The organism is Pseudoalteromonas qingdaonensis, assembly GCF_038739665.1.
GTDB lineage: Bacteria > Pseudomonadota > Gammaproteobacteria > Enterobacterales > Alteromonadaceae > Pseudoalteromonas > Pseudoalteromonas qingdaonensis.
This window is the reverse complement of record NZ_JBCGCU010000009.1, coordinates 93,084-108,563: the sequence shown is the minus strand read 5'-3', so window position 1 is coordinate 108,563 and position 15,480 is coordinate 93,084. Positions and strand designations below refer to the sequence as shown.

The following is a 15,480-nucleotide window of genomic DNA, read 5'->3' as shown; positions in this document are numbered from 1 at the left end:
CCTGTGTATAAAACAGCTATTTGATCAGAGCTTATTTACCCTTAGATCCGATCATATCTACAGCTACTTGGATCGATTAATTTATTGAATTTATAAAGTTTTTAATGGTTATCAACAGATCTGGTCGATCCTAATAGTAAGATCAATAAAAGATCTCTTTAAAGATCCTTTATTTTATATATGATCCACTTTGAGATCTTGAACACTATTTAACCATTTCCCTTACCCCATTTTCTAGGTAGAATACGCACCCTTTTCTCTTTCACCGGTTGTAGGAAACGTTAAATGATTTTCCATGAACACTTTGATGTCATTGTTGTAGGCGGCGGTCATGCTGGCACCGAAGCGGCATTAGCTGCGGCACGTATGGGTATGAATACCCTGCTGTTGACACATAACATGGACACCCTTGGCCAAATGTCTTGTAACCCCGCGATCGGTGGCATAGGTAAGGGTCATTTAGTTAAAGAGATCGATGCCTTAGGCGGCGCCATGGCAAAAGCCATAGATAAGGGCGGCATCCAGTTCAGAACCCTGAATTCATCGAAAGGCCCAGCTGTACGTGCAACTCGAGCACAAGCGGATCGCGCTCTTTACAAAGCTGAGATCCAGGCCATTTTACAGGGCCAGGAAAACCTGAAGATCTTCCAACAATCCTGTGATGATCTGATCGTTGAAGGCGATAAGGTAACTGGCGTTGTCACCCAGATGGGCCTGAAATTCAGCGCTCAAAGTGTGGTATTGACAGTAGGTACCTTCCTTGGCGGCCAGATCCATATAGGTTTAGAGAATTTCCAAGGCGGCCGCGCCGGTGATCCACCGTCGATCGCGCTGGCTCGTCGATTACGCGAATTACCGTTTCGCGTTGATCGCCTGAAAACAGGCACACCACCGCGTATTGATGCACGCACAGTTGATTTCAGCAAGATGCAAACTCAGCCTGGTGATACCCCGACTCCGGTTTTCTCATTTATGGGCAAAGCCAGTGATCACCCGCAACAGATCCCTTGTTATATCACCTATACCAATGAGAAAACGCACGAGATCATCAATAACAACCTGCACCGTTCGCCCATGTATTCCGGAGTGATTGAGGGCATAGGTCCACGTTATTGTCCTTCGATTGAAGATAAGATCGTCCGATTTGCTGATAAAGACAAACACCAGATCTTTGTTGAGCCAGAGGGCCTAACCTCTTATGAGCTCTACCCTAACGGCATTTCAACCAGTCTGCCGTTCGATGTGCAAATGGACATAGTGCGTAGCATTAGCGGTTTTGAAAATGCTCATATTTGTCGTCCTGGTTATGCCATCGAGTATGACTTCTTCGACCCACGCGATCTAAAACCATCGCTGGAAACCAAATTTATCAATGGTTTGTTCTTTGCGGGCCAGATCAACGGTACTACGGGCTATGAAGAAGCCGGTGCCCAAGGCTTGATCGCAGGTATGAACGCAGCATTGCAAGTGCAAGGCAAAGATGCCTGGACACCACGCCGTGACGAGGCTTACACAGGCGTGTTAATCGACGATCTTGCGACCTTAGGTACTAAAGAGCCGTATCGCATGTTTACCTCACGCGCTGAATATCGCTTATTGCTGCGTGAAGACAATGCTGATCTACGTCTTACCGCCAAGGGTCGTGAACTTGGCCTGATCTGTGATGAGCGCTGGGCAGCGTTCAATGACAAGCTGGAAGTGATGGAGCAAGAAACTCAGCGTATTCGCTCAACCTGGATCCATAAGGATCATCCATCATTAGATTCTGTTAACGATCTGCTAAAAGCGCCTTTGACCCGTGAAGCAAGTTTGGAAGAGCTGATCCGTCGCCCTGAAATTGATCACAAGGCGCTGTATGCCATTAGCGGTCTTGAGTCACCGTCAAGTAACGAAGCTGCTCTTGAGCAGGTGGCTATTCAAACCAAGTACGCCGGTTATATTGCCCGTCAGCAGGATGAGATAGCCAAACAGTTGCGCCATGAAGAAACCTTGTTGCCAAAAGACTTCGATTACAGCCAGGTTTCCGGTCTTTCGAACGAAGTGGTCGCCAAACTGACCGACGCCCGCCCGGACACTATCGGCCAGGCATCGCGCATTTCTGGTATTACTCCAGCGGCGATTTCGTTATTATTGGTCTATCTCAAGAAGCAAGGAATGTTACGCAAATCCGCGTAACCAAGGGCAAGCGTGTTAGAAAACAAATTTAAACAATTGCTGGCTAAGGCCAGCATTTCTCTTAGTGAGCAACAAATCCAGCAATTACTTGCCTATGTTGCTTTGCTGGACAAGTGGAACAAAGCCTATAACCTCACCTCGATTCGCGATCCTAAAGACATGCTGATCAAGCACATCATGGATAGTTTAGTGGTGGCTGAGCATCTGAAAGGTCAACACTACATAGATGTGGGTACTGGCCCAGGTCTGCCCGGCATGGTATTGGCCATCGCCCTGCCCGATACTGAGTTCGTCTTACTCGACAGTCTTGGCAAGCGCGTTACCTTCTTAAAGCAGGTAAAACACGAGCTTGGCCTAAAAAATGTAACCCCGGTGCAGAGTCGAGTTGAAGAATATCAGCCAAGTGTTAAATTAGATGGGGTGCTATCTCGCGCCTTTGCCTCTATTGATGATATGCTGCATTGGTGCGCGCATTTAATAGATCAGGACGGACGCTTTATTGCGCTTAAAGGTCAGTACCCTGAGCAAGAATTGGCAAACCTTCCCGACGGCTTCTCTTTCGAGCAAAACATTGAGCTTAGGGTTCCTGAATTAGAGGGCGAGCGCCATCTTATAATTCTAAAAAAAGATTAATTGGCGAGGATCAACGTGGCTAAAGTCATTGCTATTGCAAACCAAAAAGGTGGTGTGGGTAAAACCACTACGGCCGTAAATTTGGCGGCCTCAATGGCTGCGACCAAACGCAAGGTGTTGCTGATCGATCTCGATCCTCAGGGCAATGCCACCATGGGCAGCGGCGTTGATAAATACGATGACGTTGACACTGTCTATGATCTGCTGATCGAAGACAAACCCTTCGAAGAGGTAGTGATCACGCAAACTTCAGGCGAGTATCATTTGATCGCTGCTAACGGTGATGTCACCGCGGCGGAAGTCAAACTGATGGAATTGTTCGCCCGTGAAGTACGTTTGCGCAATGCTCTGGAAAAGGTCCAAGCCGACTACGAGTATATTTTTATCGACTGTCCGCCATCGCTGAATATGTTGACCGTCAATGCCATGGCCGCCGCCGATTCTGTGCTGGTGCCCATGCAGTGTGAATATTATGCCCTGGAAGGGATCACCGCCTTGATGGGAACCATAGAGCAGTTAGCGCAACTGGTTAACCCCAAATTACAGATTGAAGGCATTTTGCGAACCATGTACGATCCGCGCAACCGCCTTGCCAATGATGTTTCCGAACAGCTGAAACAGCATTTTGGCGATAAGGTTTATCGGACCGTAGTTCCGCGCAACGTTCGCCTTGCCGAAGCCCCCAGCTTTGGCGCCCCGGCCATGTATTACGACAGAGCCTCTGCAGGAGCCAAGGCGTATCTAGCCTTGGCCGGTGAAATGCTGCGCCGCAAAGAAAAACAAACATCTGCAGTCGCCTAAATCTAGAGGTAAGCGAATCAATGTCTGCTAAAAAACGTGGATTAGGAAGGGGCCTGGATGCCCTACTCACGTCGTCAAAACCCGTTGCACCTAGCTCAGAGCAAAGCGCCGATGAGGGGCCGAGCGAGCAAGCCCTTAAAGGCGAATTGCAAAAGCTGGCGATCGAGTTTTTACGTCCCGGCAAGTATCAGCCGCGCAAGGATATGGCCGAAGACGCTCTTGAAGAGCTGGCCAGCTCGATTCGTGCCCAAGGTATTATTCAACCCATAGTGGTGCGCCAACTGGGCGAGCAGCAATACGAAATTATCGCCGGTGAGCGCCGCTGGCGTGCCGCACAACTGGCCAAGCTGGATATGGTGCCTTGTTTAATCAAGGATGTTGCCGATGAAGCCGCCGTGGCCATTGCCCTGATTGAAAACATTCAACGTGAAGACCTCAATGCCATGGAAGAAGCCATTGCTTTAGAGCGTTTAATTGAAGAGTTTTCACTGACGCATCAGCAGGTGGCCGATGCGGTGGGTAAATCCCGCACCACAGTGACCAACCTGCTGCGTTTGAACAATCTCAACGATGATGTAAAAATCATGTTAGAACATGGCGACATAGAGATGGGTCATGCCCGCTGTTTGCTGGCGCTCAGTGGTGAAGCCCAATCTGAGGCCGCCCGCAGCGCCGTAGCCAAGGCTTTAACCGTACGAGAAACGGAAAAACTGGTGCGTTCTCTGCTGGAACCCACAGAAAAACCGGTTAAAAAAGAAAAAGACCCAGACGTCAAACAGTTAGAGCAAAAGCTCCAAGATAATCTCGGTGCCAAGGTTGAAATTAACTACAACCAGAAAGGTAAGGGTAAGTTGGTGATTTCTTACACTAATTTAGACGAACTTGAAGGTATTTTAGAGCGTATCGACCCACAGCTTAATCAGGTTTAACAATCCCCTTCTCGCCCCCGTGATCTCGGGGGTGAAATTGACACAATTTCATCTTGCTCAAGTTGCAAATTGGCTAGAAATCAGTATAATTTCGCCAGTTTTAGCACCCAAATGAAACTTAACGTAATTAAGGTTAATGAAAAGTGACGCAAAGGTTATCTGGCCCATATCGCCGAGCCGCATTTAAAGGCGTTCTTTTTCAGGGTGTCGTAGCAATTTTAGCTGCAGTAATAGTTTTAGTTTGTTGGGGAGTAGACGCAGGTCGCGCGACATTGTTTGGCGGCTTGACGGCAGTACTCCCTAATTTTGTATTTGCCGTCTATGCATTTCGATATATGGGCGCGAGCAAAGCAGAACAAGTGTATGCCTCGCTAAAACGAGGTAAAACATTAAAGTTTATGCTCACTGTGTGTATGTTTGTACTGGCTTTTAAATATTTATTCTTACTTCCAGTACCTTTTTTCAGCGCTTATTTGCTGATTTTTGCCACACAGTGGATAGCACCGATTTTTTTTAATCATTAACTTTTGGGATAAAACATGGCTGCAGAAGAAGTGACTCTATCGAGCCATATTCAGCACCACTTGACCAATGCAAAGATGTGCTCGACCGACGCCGGTATCGAGTTCAACAAAGCATGTGTCGACAGTGGTTTCTGGACATGGCATGTAGATACTCTCGCATGGTCAATCGGTTTAGGTCTTGTATTTTTATGGATCTTCCGTAGCGCCGCAAAAAAAGCACACACAGGTGTACCTGGTAAATTTCAATGTTTCATTGAAATGATTGTTGAGTTCGTTGGTGACAACGTGCGCGATACCTACCAAGGTAAAAGCAAACTCATTGCTCCGCTAGCCCTGACAATCTTCGTCTGGGTATTCCTTATGAACCTTATGGACTTAATCCCGGTTGACTTCCTTCCGGCATTCGCTGGGTTTGTAGGTGAGCAGGCGCTGGGCATGGATTCACACGATGTGTACATGAAAATTGTACCTACCACTGACTTGAATATGACCGTTGGCCTTGCTATTGGTGTATTCCTGCTAATGATCGGTTACTCAATCCGTATCAAAGGCTTAGGTGGTTTTATCGCGGAACTGACGCTACACCCATTTAGCGCTAAAAGTAAGCTAGCTATGGTGTTCCTGATCCCTTGTAACTTATTACTTGAAACAATTGCGTTGGTCGCTAAGCCATTCTCGTTGGCGCTGCGTTTGTTCGGTAACTTATACGCAGGTGAGATGATCTTCATCCTCATCGGTGCTATTGGTCTAATGCAGTTGCCATTGCACTTTGTTTGGGCGGTATTCCACATCCTGGTTATCGTACTGCAAGCGTTCGTATTTATGATGCTGACTATTGTTTACCTCAGCATGGCAAGCACAGACAATCATTAATATATTGTTTTTAATAAAGATTTTTTAACTTTAACTTACTATTGAAACTTTGGAGATAAAAATGGAAATCGCAGTTGCTATTAAACTAATCGCTGTTGCTCTACTAATCGGCTTCGGTGCTATCGGCACAGCTATTGGCTTCGGTAACATGGGTGGTAAATTCCTAGAAGCATGTGCTCGTCAACCAGAACTAGCACCTTCACTACAGGTTAAAATGTTCATCCTTGCTGGTCTTATCGATGCCGTAGCTATGATCGGTGTTGGTATCGCTATGTACATGTTGTTCGCACTTTAATTTACAAGTAGCTTTTCGAACAACTGTCAATAAGGAGGAGCGGTCGTGAATATTAACGCCACTCTTATCGGTGAATTAATCGCATTCGTCGTTTTTGTATGGTTCTGCATGAAGTTCGTGTGGCCACCACTAAACGGTGCAATCGAAGCTCGCCAAAAGAAAATTGAAGATGGTTTAGCTGCCTCAGATAAAGCTGAGAAAGACTTAGAACTAGCTCGTCAGAAAGCGACAGAGCAGTTAAAAGACGCCAAAGCTCAGGCTGCAGAAATCATCGAGCAAGCTAAAAAGCGTGCCTCACAAATTGTTGATGACGAGACAACTCGTGGCCAGCAAGAACGTGAGAACATCATAGCTCAAGGTCACTCTGAGATTGAAGCTGAGCGCAACCGTGTTAAAGAAGACCTGCGTAAGCAAGTTGCTTCTCTAGCTGTGGTTGGTGCCGAGCGCATTCTTAAGCGTGAAATTGACCAAGCCGCACACAGCGACATCGTTGAAAAACTTGTCGCCGAGCTGTAATTAGGAGGGTATGAGCATGTCTGAATTGACTACTATCGCTCGCCCATACGCTAAAGCGGCTTTTGAGCTTGCCGTTGAGAAGGGCTCAGTTGCACAATGGTTTGAAATGCTGCAATTCGCTGGTCAAGTGGCCAGCGATTCGCAGGTTAAAGTCATTCTTGGCAACTTACCTTCTGCGTCTGCACAGGCTGATGTAATCATCAAGGTGTGTGCAGAGCAACTCAACGAACAAGGTCAAAACCTTATCAAGCTAATGGCCGAAAATGAGCGTTTAGCTGCCCTGCCTGACGTTGCTGAACTTTTTGCTGAATTAAAAGCAGAATTTGATAAAGAAATCGATGTAACCGTGGTTTCTGCAACGGAACTTGCTGCAGCGCAGCAAGAACAACTAGGCGCGGCGCTTGAAAAACGTTTCGCACGCAAAGTTAAGCTGAATTGTAGTGTTGATGCCACCGTCCTTGGCGGATTGGTAATTCGTGCCGGCGACACCGTAATCGACGGTTCTGTACGCGGCCAAGTTGACCGCTTAGCGGCTACACTACAATCGTAATTGGGAAAAAGAGCATGCAACTTAATTCCACAGAAATTTCTGCGCTGATCAAGCAACGTATTGAGCAGTTCGAAGTTGTAAGTGAAGCGCGTAACGAAGGTACTATCGTATCTGTTACCGACGGTATCATCCGCATCCACGGTCTAGCTGACTGTATGCAAGGTGAGATGATCGAGCTTCCTGGCAACCGTTATGCTATCGCATTGAACCTTGAGCGTGACTCAGTAGGTGCAGTAGTAATGGGTCCTTACGCAGACCTTAAAGAAGGCGTAAAAGTTAAATCAACGGGTCGTATCCTTGAAGTACCAGTAGGCCGTGGTCTACTAGGTCGTGTTGTAAACACACTAGGTCAACCTATCGATGGTAAAGGCGCACTAGACAGTGACGGTTTTGAGCCAATCGAAAAAATCGCCCCGGGCGTAATCGAGCGTCAATCAGTAGATGAGCCAGTACAAACTGGTTATAAGTCTATCGATGCGATGATCCCAGTTGGTCGTGGTCAGCGTGAGCTTGTTATCGGTGACCGCCAGACTGGTAAAACTGCACTAGCAATCGATGCTATCATCAACCAAAAAGACACAGGCATTAAGTGTGTGTACGTAGCGGTTGGTCAAAAAGCTTCTACTATTGCTAACGTAGTACGTAAATTAGAAGAGCACGGTGCCCTAGAGAACACTATTGTTGTTGTTGCATCTGCTTCTGAATCTGCGGCCCTTCAGTACCTAGCACCATTTGCTGGTTGTACCATGGGTGAATACTTCCGTGACCGCGGTGAAGACGCGTTAATCGTATACGATGACCTGTCTAAGCAAGCGGTAGCGTACCGTCAGATTTCACTACTTCTTAAGCGTCCACCAGGTCGTGAAGCGTACCCAGGTGACGTTTTCTACCTTCACTCACGTCTTCTAGAGCGTGCAGCACGTGTTAATGCTGACTACGTTGAGAAGTTCACCAATGGTGAAGTGAAAGGTAAAACAGGTTCATTGACGGCATTGCCAATCATTGAAACTCAAGGTGGTGACGTTTCTGCATTCGTACCAACCAACGTGATCTCAATCACCGATGGTCAGATCTTCTTAGAAACTGACTTGTTTAACTCAGGTATTCGTCCTGCTGTTAACGCCGGTATTTCAGTATCGCGTGTTGGTGGTGCTGCGCAAACTAAGATCGTTAAGAAACTAGGTGGTGGTATCCGTCTAGCACTAGCTCAGTACCGTGAACTTGCGGCATTCTCGCAGTTCGCTTCTGACCTTGACGATGCAACTCGTGCTCAGCTTGAGCATGGTGAGCGCGTAACCGAGCTAATGAAGCAGAAACAGTACACGCCAATGTCTGTTGCGGAAATGTCTCTATCACTTTTCGCTGCTGAAAAAGGCTTCCTTGCTGATATCGAAGTTGCCAAGATCATGGACTTCGAAGCAAGCCTAATTGGCTTCGCTAAGAGCGAGTTTGCTGGGCTAATGGCTCAAATCAATGAAACAGGTAACTACAACGCCGAGATCGAAGCGCAGTTGAAAGAACTTCTAGAGAAGTTCAAGTCTACGCAAACTTGGTAATTTAGTTATCCTTGGTGAGTGCTTAGCACTCACCGCGATTCGGAGAGAGAGTCATGGCCAGCGGAAAAGAGATTAAAAGCAAGATCGGGAGTATTAAAAATACTCAAAAGATCACCAGCGCGATGGAAATGGTTGCTGCTTCTAAAATGAAGAAAGCGCAAGACCGTGTGGCTACTAGCCGTCCATACGCTGAGAACTTACGCAAAGTGATCGGTCGTATTGCTCAAGCTAATCTTGATTTTACTCACCCTTTCTTAGAAGAGCGTGAAGTAAAGCGAGTTGGTTATATTGTTATCTCGACAGACCGCGGTCTGTGTGGCGGCTTGAACACTAATGAGTTCAAGAAAGTGACACAAGACGTAAAAGCGTGGAAAGAAAAGGGCGTGCAAGCGACCTTTGCAACCTTAGGTAGTAAAGCTGCCGGGTTTTTCCAACGTTTTGGTGGTCAACTAGCTGCTAAAAAAGCAGGTCTAGGAGATACCCCTTCAGTGCAGGACGTAATCGGTCCTGTAAAAGTCATGTTAGATGAATTCGCTGAAGGCAAAATTGACCGTTTATTCGTGGTTTACAACAACTTTGTAAATACCATGAAGCAAGAGCCAGTAATCGATCAGTTATTACCTTTGCCAAAAGCTGAAGAAGAAGTATCAGCCCACGCTTGGGACTACTTATACGAGCCAAGCCCAGAGGCCATTTTGGAAACTCTGTTGGTGCGCTTTATTGAGTCACAAGTTTATCAAGGTGTGGTTGAGAATGCAGCGTCTGAACAGGCCGCGCGTATGGTTGCAATGAAAGCTGCAACTGACAACGCCGGTGACCTGATGGATAAGTTGCAATTGCAATATAACAAAGCGCGTCAAGCAGCAATCACACAAGAAATCAGTGAGATTGTTGGTGGTTCGGCAGCAGTTTAACGCTTCGGCAAAGTTTAACGAGAGGAATAGACATGAGTTTAGGTAAGGTCGTCCAAATTATCGGCGCCGTTGTGGACATCGAGTTCCCACAAGACAACGTGCCAGCCGTATATGACGCACTAAAAGTAACAGATGGCGACCTAGCAGGTTTGACACTAGAAGTGCAACAGCAGCTAGGTGGCGGTGTGGTACGTGGTATCGCACTTGGTACTACCGACGGTCTACGTCGTGGTACATCAGTAGAAGGCACAGGCGAGCCAATCAAGGTTCCAGTTGGTACTAAGACCCTAGGTCGTATCATGGACGTATTGGGTAACCCAATTGATGAAGCTGGCCCAATCGGTGAAGAAGAGCGTATGTCTATTCACCGTGAAGCACCTTCTTATGAAGATCAATCAAACTCGGTTGAGCTACTAGAAACCGGTATCAAAGTAATCGACTTGGTTTGTCCATTCGCTAAGGGTGGTAAAGTTGGTCTATTCGGTGGTGCGGGTGTAGGTAAAACCGTAAACATGATGGAACTTATCCGTAACATCGCAATCGAGCACAGCGGTTACTCAGTATTCGCTGGTGTTGGTGAGCGTACACGTGAAGGTAATGACTTCTATCACGAAATGAACGACTCAAACGTACTAGATAAAGTATCTCTAGTATATGGTCAGATGAACGAGCCACCGGGTAACCGTCTACGTGTTGCACTAACCGGTCTAACTATGGCTGAAAAGTTCCGTGACGAAGGTCGTGACGTACTATTCTTCGTAGATAACATCTACCGTTATACCCTAGCCGGTACTGAAGTATCAGCACTTCTAGGTCGTATGCCTTCAGCAGTAGGTTACCAGCCTACACTAGCAGAAGAGATGGGTGTTCTACAGGAGCGTATCGCTTCTACTAAGACTGGTTCAATCACTTCAATCCAAGCGGTATACGTACCTGCGGATGACTTGACTGACCCGTCACCAGCAACAACCTTCGCGCACTTAGACGCGACTGTTGTACTTTCTCGTGATATCGCATCACTAGGTATCTACCCTGCGGTAGACCCTCTTGATTCTTCTTCACGTCAGCTTGACCCGCTAGTAATCGGTCAAGAGCACTACGACGTTGCTCGTGGCGTTCAAACCGTACTACAGCGTTATAAAGAGCTGAAAGATATCATCGCCATCCTAGGTATGGACGAGCTATCTGACGAAGATAAGCAAGTGGTATCACGTGCACGTAAGATCCAGCGTTTCCTATCTCAGCCGTTCTTCGTTGCTGAGGTATTTACAGGTGCGCCAGGTAAATACGTTTCACTAAAAGACACTATCTCAGGCTTTAAAGGCATTCTTGACGGCGACTACGATGAACTACCAGAGCAAGCGTTCTACATGGTAGGTTCTATCGAAGAAGCTGTTGAAAAAGCGAAAAGCATGTAATTAGGAGGGGAGTATGGCAGCTATGACCGTACATCTTGATGTTGTTAGCGCTGAAGAGATGATTTTCTCAGGCCGCGTAGAATCACTTCAAGTGACAGGTAGTGAAGGTGAACTAGGTGTTATGCCTGGTCACGCGCCGCTACTGACTGCCCTCAAACCTGGTATGGTACGTTTAGTTAAGCAGCTAGGTGGTGAAGAGATCATCTATATTGCTGGCGGCACACTTGAGGTACAACCTCATAATGTGACCGTGCTAGCTGACACCGCGATTCGAGCGACTGAGCTTGATGAGCAGGCAGCAGAGCAGGCCAAACGTGAAGCGCAAGAACAGATGGATAAAGCACAAAGCGGCGAGTTGGATTACCAACAAGCAGCAGTGCAACTAGAAGAGGCGCTTGCGCAACTTCGCGTTCTTCGTCTATTGCGTAACAGCTAATAGCTATCAACCTAAAAGGTTTGCAAAAACCCACGCTAACAGCGTGGGTTTTTTATGCCTATTCGTTCAATGTTCATGATTGAGCGGTTACAATATTGGCAAATTGTACGCCGTTATGTAGGTCGGTCTTTAGGCCGACACTTGGCCTAGAGCGAAAAGGATATAAAAATGAATTTGACCACAGTTATTTTGGCCGCGGGTAAGGGAACTCGCATGCGCTCAAAGCTTCCCAAGGTATTGCACCCAATCGCCGGTAAACCCATGGTGCAGCATGTTATCGACAATGCCAAAGCCTTGGGCGCCAAAGCAACCAACCTGGTTTACGGCCATGGCGGCGAGATGCTGCAACAGCAACTCACGGGTAACGAATTGAACTGGGTGTTGCAAGCAGAGCAGCTGGGCACGGGTCACGCCGTAGCCGTAGCCAAAGAGCACATTGCAGACAATGACACAGTGCTTATTCTTTACGGCGATGTGCCGCTTACCAAAAAATCGACCCTGGAAAAACTTTTGACTGCAACGCCAGAGATGGGCCTAGCGGTATTAACCGTAGATCTGGAAAACCCGACCGGTTATGGCCGCATGCTGCGTGAAAATGGCAAACTGGTTGGTATTGTTGAACAAAAAGACGCCACCCCTGAGCAACTGGCCATCACAGAAATCAACACCGGCATTATGGCCTGTAACGGCGGCCTGTTGAAAAAGTGGTTAGGCAATCTTTCCAATAACAATGCCCAAGGCGAATACTATCTTACGGATGTTGTCGCCATGGCGCACGCTGAGGGCGTAGAGATCAGTTCAAGCCAGCCGGAGCATCCTATGGAAGTGGAAGGTGCTAACAATCGCGTACAGCTCGCTCAGCTAGAGCGTGCCTATCAAGCATGGCAGGCGGAAGAGCTGATGATTAACGGCGCCAGCCTCGCCGATCCTGCCCGCATCGATGTACGCGGCACTGTAACAACTGGCCAAGATGTACAAATAGACGTAAACGTTATTTTTGAAGGCAATGTAGAGCTAGGCGACGATGTGATCATTGGCCCTAACTGTGTGCTGAAAAACTGCAAAATTGGCGATGGCGTAGTGATCAAGGCCAATACCCTGATTGAAGATGCCACTGTGGCCGCTAAATGCACCCTGGGCCCATTTGCTCGCCTTCGCCCAGGTGCGGTGATGGAAGAAGACTCGCACATAGGTAACTTCGTTGAGATGAAGAAATCGCGTTTAGGCAAGGGCTCTAAGGCAAACCACCTTACCTACCTTGGCGATGCGCAGATAGGCGAGAAGGTGAATATCGGCGCCGGTACCATCACCTGTAACTATGATGGTGTGAACAAGTCGCAAACCATTATCGGCGACAACGCCTTTATCGGTTCTAACTCATCGCTGGTAGCACCGGTTGAGATCGGCCACACCGCCACCGTGGGTGCCGGCTCAGTAGTGACAACGAACGTAGGTGACAACCAACTGGCCGTGGCGCGTGCTAAGCAGCGCAACCTGGATGGCTGGCAACGCCCGGTTAAAAAAAGCTAATTGCTTATTCCAGTTAGAGAAAGCCGCGTAAAGCGGCTTTTTTGTGCCTGCTGGCAACAAATGTCACAAAGTGCGCCTGTGTGCGGATCATTTTCTAGCATCTTGATTAACGATGAACGTCCTGTAACTATATGTGGGGAAAATAAAAAATAGACCCAATGGACACCTGTATGACGAACCAACACATAGTGGTGATTGAAGATGAGCCGGCCATAGCCGATACCCTGGTGCATGTAATAGAACAAGCGGGGTTGAGCGTCAGCTGGTGTGCTACCGCCGCGCAGGGGTTGGCCGTTATACAAGATCAGCAGGTGGCTTTGGTGTTGCTCGATGTGGGTCTGCCCGATGGTAATGGCTTTGAACTGTGTAAACAGATACGCAGCTTCTCTACTGTGCCCATTATCTTTTTAACCGCTCGCAGCGATGAAATCGACAGGGTGGTGGGCCTGGAAATCGGCGCCGATGACTATGTTACCAAGCCCTTTAGTCCCCGCGAGGTGCTGGCCCGCATTAAGCTGCGTATGAACAAGGTAGAAGCCCCTGAACCTGAGACTCAGGCCTACACTGGGCTGCACGCCCGCCAGTATGACTTTTATGTCGGCGCACAGGCGCTGCAATTAACAGCGCTGGAATACAAGCTGCTGCTTAAGCTCCATAGCTATCCGCACCAGGTTTTTAGCCGTGAGCAACTTATGTGTGCCGCGGATATGGCCAATGCATCTCATTATGCCCGCAATATAGACACCCATATCAAGGCTATTCGACACAAGTTGAAGAGCCAAGACCTGGCAGAGGTGATCCATACCAAGCGCGGTTTCGGGTACTTTTATGAGCCAAAGTAACGATCGCTCCTGGGTCGATAAATTGTTTCAATGGCCGCGCATTCCTCTCGGTCTGCGGCTTTTTCTCTTGTATGTTGTAGTGGTGGCCTTGACTACCTATGTGATCAGCTCGACCGTGATGCGGGAGATTAAGCCTACGGTGCGCCAGGTGAGTGAAGAAACCCTGGTGGATATGGCCAACCTGTTGGCAACCCTGGCGGCGCCGTATCTGCAGCAGGACACCTTATCTGGTAGTGAATTTGCCGAGCTTCTGAGCCATTTTGGTCAGCGCGCTCCCAATGCGGCGATCTGGGGCGTGGATAAAAGCAGTATTAACCACAGAATTTATATCACCGATGCTAACGGTATCGTCCTAGTCGATTCCTGGCAGCGGGATGTGGGGGCGGATTTTTCCCGTTGGAACGATGTTTATCTGACGCTGCGTGGCGAGTATGGAGCGCGCTCAAGCATACAAGAGGGTGAGGAGCCTTCATCCACGGTTATGCATGTGGCGGCGCCCATTCGCGCGGATGGTGAGATCATTGGCAGTGTCACCGTGGCCAAGGCCAATCGCTCGGTGCAACCCTTTATCGATAAAGCTAAATATCGGGTGCTGACCTGGCTGGTGGTGATGAGTGTGGTGGCCTTGTTGCTCGGTGCCTTGATCGCCTGGCGTATCAATACGGCGCTGGATAAGCTGGCAAACTATGCCGCCAAACTGGGTCGTGGCGAAAAGGCTAGGCAACCGGTATTTCGCATCTTCTATGAATACGGGCAGCTGAGTGAGGCGCTGGCGGCCATGCGTGCCAAACTGGATGGTAAAAACTATGTGGAACAATATGTGCAAACCCTGACACATGAGCTGAAAAGCCCACTGAGTGCCATAAAAGGAGCCAGCGAGCTGTTACAAACGCCGCTGACGGAGCAAAAGCAGCAGCTCTTTGCTAGTAATATTGAGAAAGAAAGTGAACGCATGCAGCAGCTGATCGACAACCTCCTGGCTCTGGCCAGGCTTGAAAAGCAGCCGCAACTACAGAGCAAGGAGTTGATTGAGCTGGCGCCTTTAATTAACCGCGTGTGTGAATCCATGCTGGCCACCAGCACCCAGAAACGGGTTCAGATGCAGGTTAATTGTGACCCTGGACAAAGTCTGCTTGGTGATGCCTTCTTGGTACAACAGGCGCTCTACAATTTACTGGAAAATGCCCTCGATTTTGTTGTTGTTGGCGGTGAGGTGAATGTGTCTGTGCAGACGGAAGCTGATCGCACCCTGATACAGGTTTTTAATCAGGGTGCGACTATCCCCGATTATGCTCTTAGCAAGGTGTGTGAGCGCTTTTATTCGTTGCCGCGCGATAATGGCCACAAGAGTTCTGGCCTGGGCCTGACCTTTGTTGAGCAGATAATGCAATTGCATCAAGGTGAATTGCACATTGCCAATGTGCCCGGCGGGGTGCGCGTGACCTTGATATTCACAACTCCATAAAATCTCCACATTAGCCGCACCTA

16 protein-coding genes are annotated in these 15,480 nt (G+C 48.2%); all 16 read left to right on the top strand.

Annotated elements, in window-relative coordinates; genetic code table 11:
• Window positions 1-285: 285 nt before the first annotated feature.
• The 16 genes from mnmG to creC all read left to right on the top strand — a co-directional run bounded on the left by mnmG (window position 286) and on the right by creC (window position 15,457).
• Entirely contained in the window at window positions 286-2,175 is a 1,890-nt protein-coding gene (mnmG, locus tag WCN91_RS09860) for a tRNA uridine-5-carboxymethylaminomethyl(34) synthesis enzyme MnmG (RefSeq protein WP_342678583.1), read from the top strand.
• Between the two features lie 12 nt (window positions 2,176-2,187).
• The gene (rsmG, locus tag WCN91_RS09855) at window positions 2,188-2,808 is read left to right on the top strand and encodes a 16S rRNA (guanine(527)-N(7))-methyltransferase RsmG (RefSeq protein ID WP_342678581.1); all 621 of its coding nucleotides are present in this window, start codon (window positions 2,188-2,190) and stop codon (window positions 2,806-2,808) included.
• Window positions 2,809-2,823: 15 nt separating this feature from the next.
• Entirely contained in the window at window positions 2,824-3,609 is a 786-nt protein-coding gene (locus WCN91_RS09850) for a ParA family protein (RefSeq protein WP_342678579.1), read from the top strand.
• A gap of 20 nt (window positions 3,610-3,629) precedes the next feature.
• Window positions 3,630-4,538 carry a ParB/RepB/Spo0J family partition protein gene (locus WCN91_RS09845; protein ID WP_342678578.1) on the top strand — a complete coding sequence of 303 codons (909 nt, stop codon included), beginning with the start codon at window positions 3,630-3,632 and terminating at the stop codon, window positions 4,536-4,538.
• A gap of 143 nt (window positions 4,539-4,681) precedes the next feature.
• On the top strand, window positions 4,682-5,062 hold the full coding sequence (locus WCN91_RS09840) for an ATP synthase subunit I (protein ID WP_342678577.1): 381 nt from the start codon (window positions 4,682-4,684) through the stop codon (window positions 5,060-5,062).
• Window positions 5,063-5,077: 15 nt separating this feature from the next.
• Entirely contained in the window at window positions 5,078-5,935 is an 858-nt protein-coding gene (gene atpB / locus WCN91_RS09835) for a F0F1 ATP synthase subunit A (protein WP_342678575.1), read from the top strand.
• A gap of 61 nt (window positions 5,936-5,996) precedes the next feature.
• The gene (gene atpE / locus WCN91_RS09830) at window positions 5,997-6,230 is read left to right on the top strand and encodes a F0F1 ATP synthase subunit C (RefSeq protein ID WP_130146651.1); all 234 of its coding nucleotides are present in this window, start codon (window positions 5,997-5,999) and stop codon (window positions 6,228-6,230) included.
• Between the two features lie 45 nt (window positions 6,231-6,275).
• Window positions 6,276-6,746 (top strand): F0F1 ATP synthase subunit B, encoded by a 471-nt coding sequence (gene atpF / locus WCN91_RS09825; RefSeq protein ID WP_342678571.1) that lies wholly within the window; start codon window positions 6,276-6,278, stop codon window positions 6,744-6,746.
• Window positions 6,747-6,762: 16 nt separating this feature from the next.
• The gene (atpH, locus tag WCN91_RS09820) at window positions 6,763-7,296 is read left to right on the top strand and encodes a F0F1 ATP synthase subunit delta (RefSeq protein ID WP_342678569.1); all 534 of its coding nucleotides are present in this window, start codon (window positions 6,763-6,765) and stop codon (window positions 7,294-7,296) included.
• A 14-nt stretch (window positions 7,297-7,310) separates the two neighbouring features.
• Window positions 7,311-8,852, top strand: coding sequence for a F0F1 ATP synthase subunit alpha (atpA, locus tag WCN91_RS09815; RefSeq protein ID WP_342678567.1), 1,542 nt, complete (start codon window positions 7,311-7,313; stop codon window positions 8,850-8,852).
• A gap of 53 nt (window positions 8,853-8,905) precedes the next feature.
• Entirely contained in the window at window positions 8,906-9,766 is an 861-nt protein-coding gene (gene atpG, locus WCN91_RS09810) for a F0F1 ATP synthase subunit gamma (protein WP_342678566.1), read from the top strand.
• 32 nt (window positions 9,767-9,798) lie between these two features.
• On the top strand, window positions 9,799-11,184 hold the full coding sequence (gene atpD, locus WCN91_RS09805) for a F0F1 ATP synthase subunit beta (protein WP_342678564.1): 1,386 nt from the start codon (window positions 9,799-9,801) through the stop codon (window positions 11,182-11,184).
• Between the two features lie 13 nt (window positions 11,185-11,197).
• Window positions 11,198-11,620: a F0F1 ATP synthase subunit epsilon gene (locus WCN91_RS09800; RefSeq protein WP_342678562.1), complete on the top strand. Its 423-nt coding sequence runs from the start codon at window positions 11,198-11,200 to the stop codon at window positions 11,618-11,620.
• Between the two features lie 168 nt (window positions 11,621-11,788).
• On the top strand, window positions 11,789-13,150 hold the full coding sequence (gene glmU, locus WCN91_RS09795) for a bifunctional UDP-N-acetylglucosamine diphosphorylase/glucosamine-1-phosphate N-acetyltransferase GlmU (RefSeq protein WP_342678560.1): 1,362 nt from the start codon (window positions 11,789-11,791) through the stop codon (window positions 13,148-13,150).
• Between the two features lie 170 nt (window positions 13,151-13,320).
• Entirely contained in the window at window positions 13,321-13,992 is a 672-nt protein-coding gene (locus tag WCN91_RS09790; RefSeq protein ID WP_342678558.1) for a response regulator, read from the top strand.
• A complete protein-coding gene (creC, locus tag WCN91_RS09785; RefSeq protein WP_342678556.1) occupies window positions 13,979-15,457 on the top strand; it encodes a two-component system sensor histidine kinase CreC in 1,479 nt (492 codons plus the stop codon). The genes WCN91_RS09790 and creC overlap by 14 nt, the downstream gene beginning before the upstream one ends.
• Window positions 15,458-15,480 lie beyond the last annotated feature (23 nt).

Bases quoted from the DNA above. Each gene is read 5' to 3' on its own strand.
- WCN91_RS09800 (WP_342678562.1), top strand. From the start codon at position 11,198: ATGGCAGCTATGACCGTACATCTTGATGTTGTTAGCGCTGAAGAGATG.
- WCN91_RS09845 (WP_342678578.1), top strand. From the start codon at position 3,630: ATGTCTGCTAAAAAACGTGGATTAGGAAGGGGCCTGGATGCCCTACTC.
- atpE (WP_130146651.1), top strand. From the start codon at position 5,997: ATGGAAATCGCAGTTGCTATTAAACTAATCGCTGTTGCTCTACTAATC.
- WCN91_RS09790 (WP_342678558.1), top strand. From the start codon at position 13,321: ATGACGAACCAACACATAGTGGTGATTGAAGATGAGCCGGCCATAGCC.
- atpG (WP_342678566.1), top strand. From the start codon at position 8,906: ATGGCCAGCGGAAAAGAGATTAAAAGCAAGATCGGGAGTATTAAAAAT.
- atpA (WP_342678567.1), top strand. From the start codon at position 7,311: ATGCAACTTAATTCCACAGAAATTTCTGCGCTGATCAAGCAACGTATT.
- mnmG (WP_342678583.1), top strand. From the start codon at position 286: ATGATTTTCCATGAACACTTTGATGTCATTGTTGTAGGCGGCGGTCAT.
- creC (WP_342678556.1), top strand. From the start codon at position 13,979: ATGAGCCAAAGTAACGATCGCTCCTGGGTCGATAAATTGTTTCAATGG.
- glmU (WP_342678560.1), top strand. From the start codon at position 11,789: ATGAATTTGACCACAGTTATTTTGGCCGCGGGTAAGGGAACTCGCATG.
- atpH (WP_342678569.1), top strand. From the start codon at position 6,763: ATGTCTGAATTGACTACTATCGCTCGCCCATACGCTAAAGCGGCTTTT.
- atpD (WP_342678564.1), top strand. From the start codon at position 9,799: ATGAGTTTAGGTAAGGTCGTCCAAATTATCGGCGCCGTTGTGGACATC.
- atpB (WP_342678575.1), top strand. From the start codon at position 5,078: ATGGCTGCAGAAGAAGTGACTCTATCGAGCCATATTCAGCACCACTTG.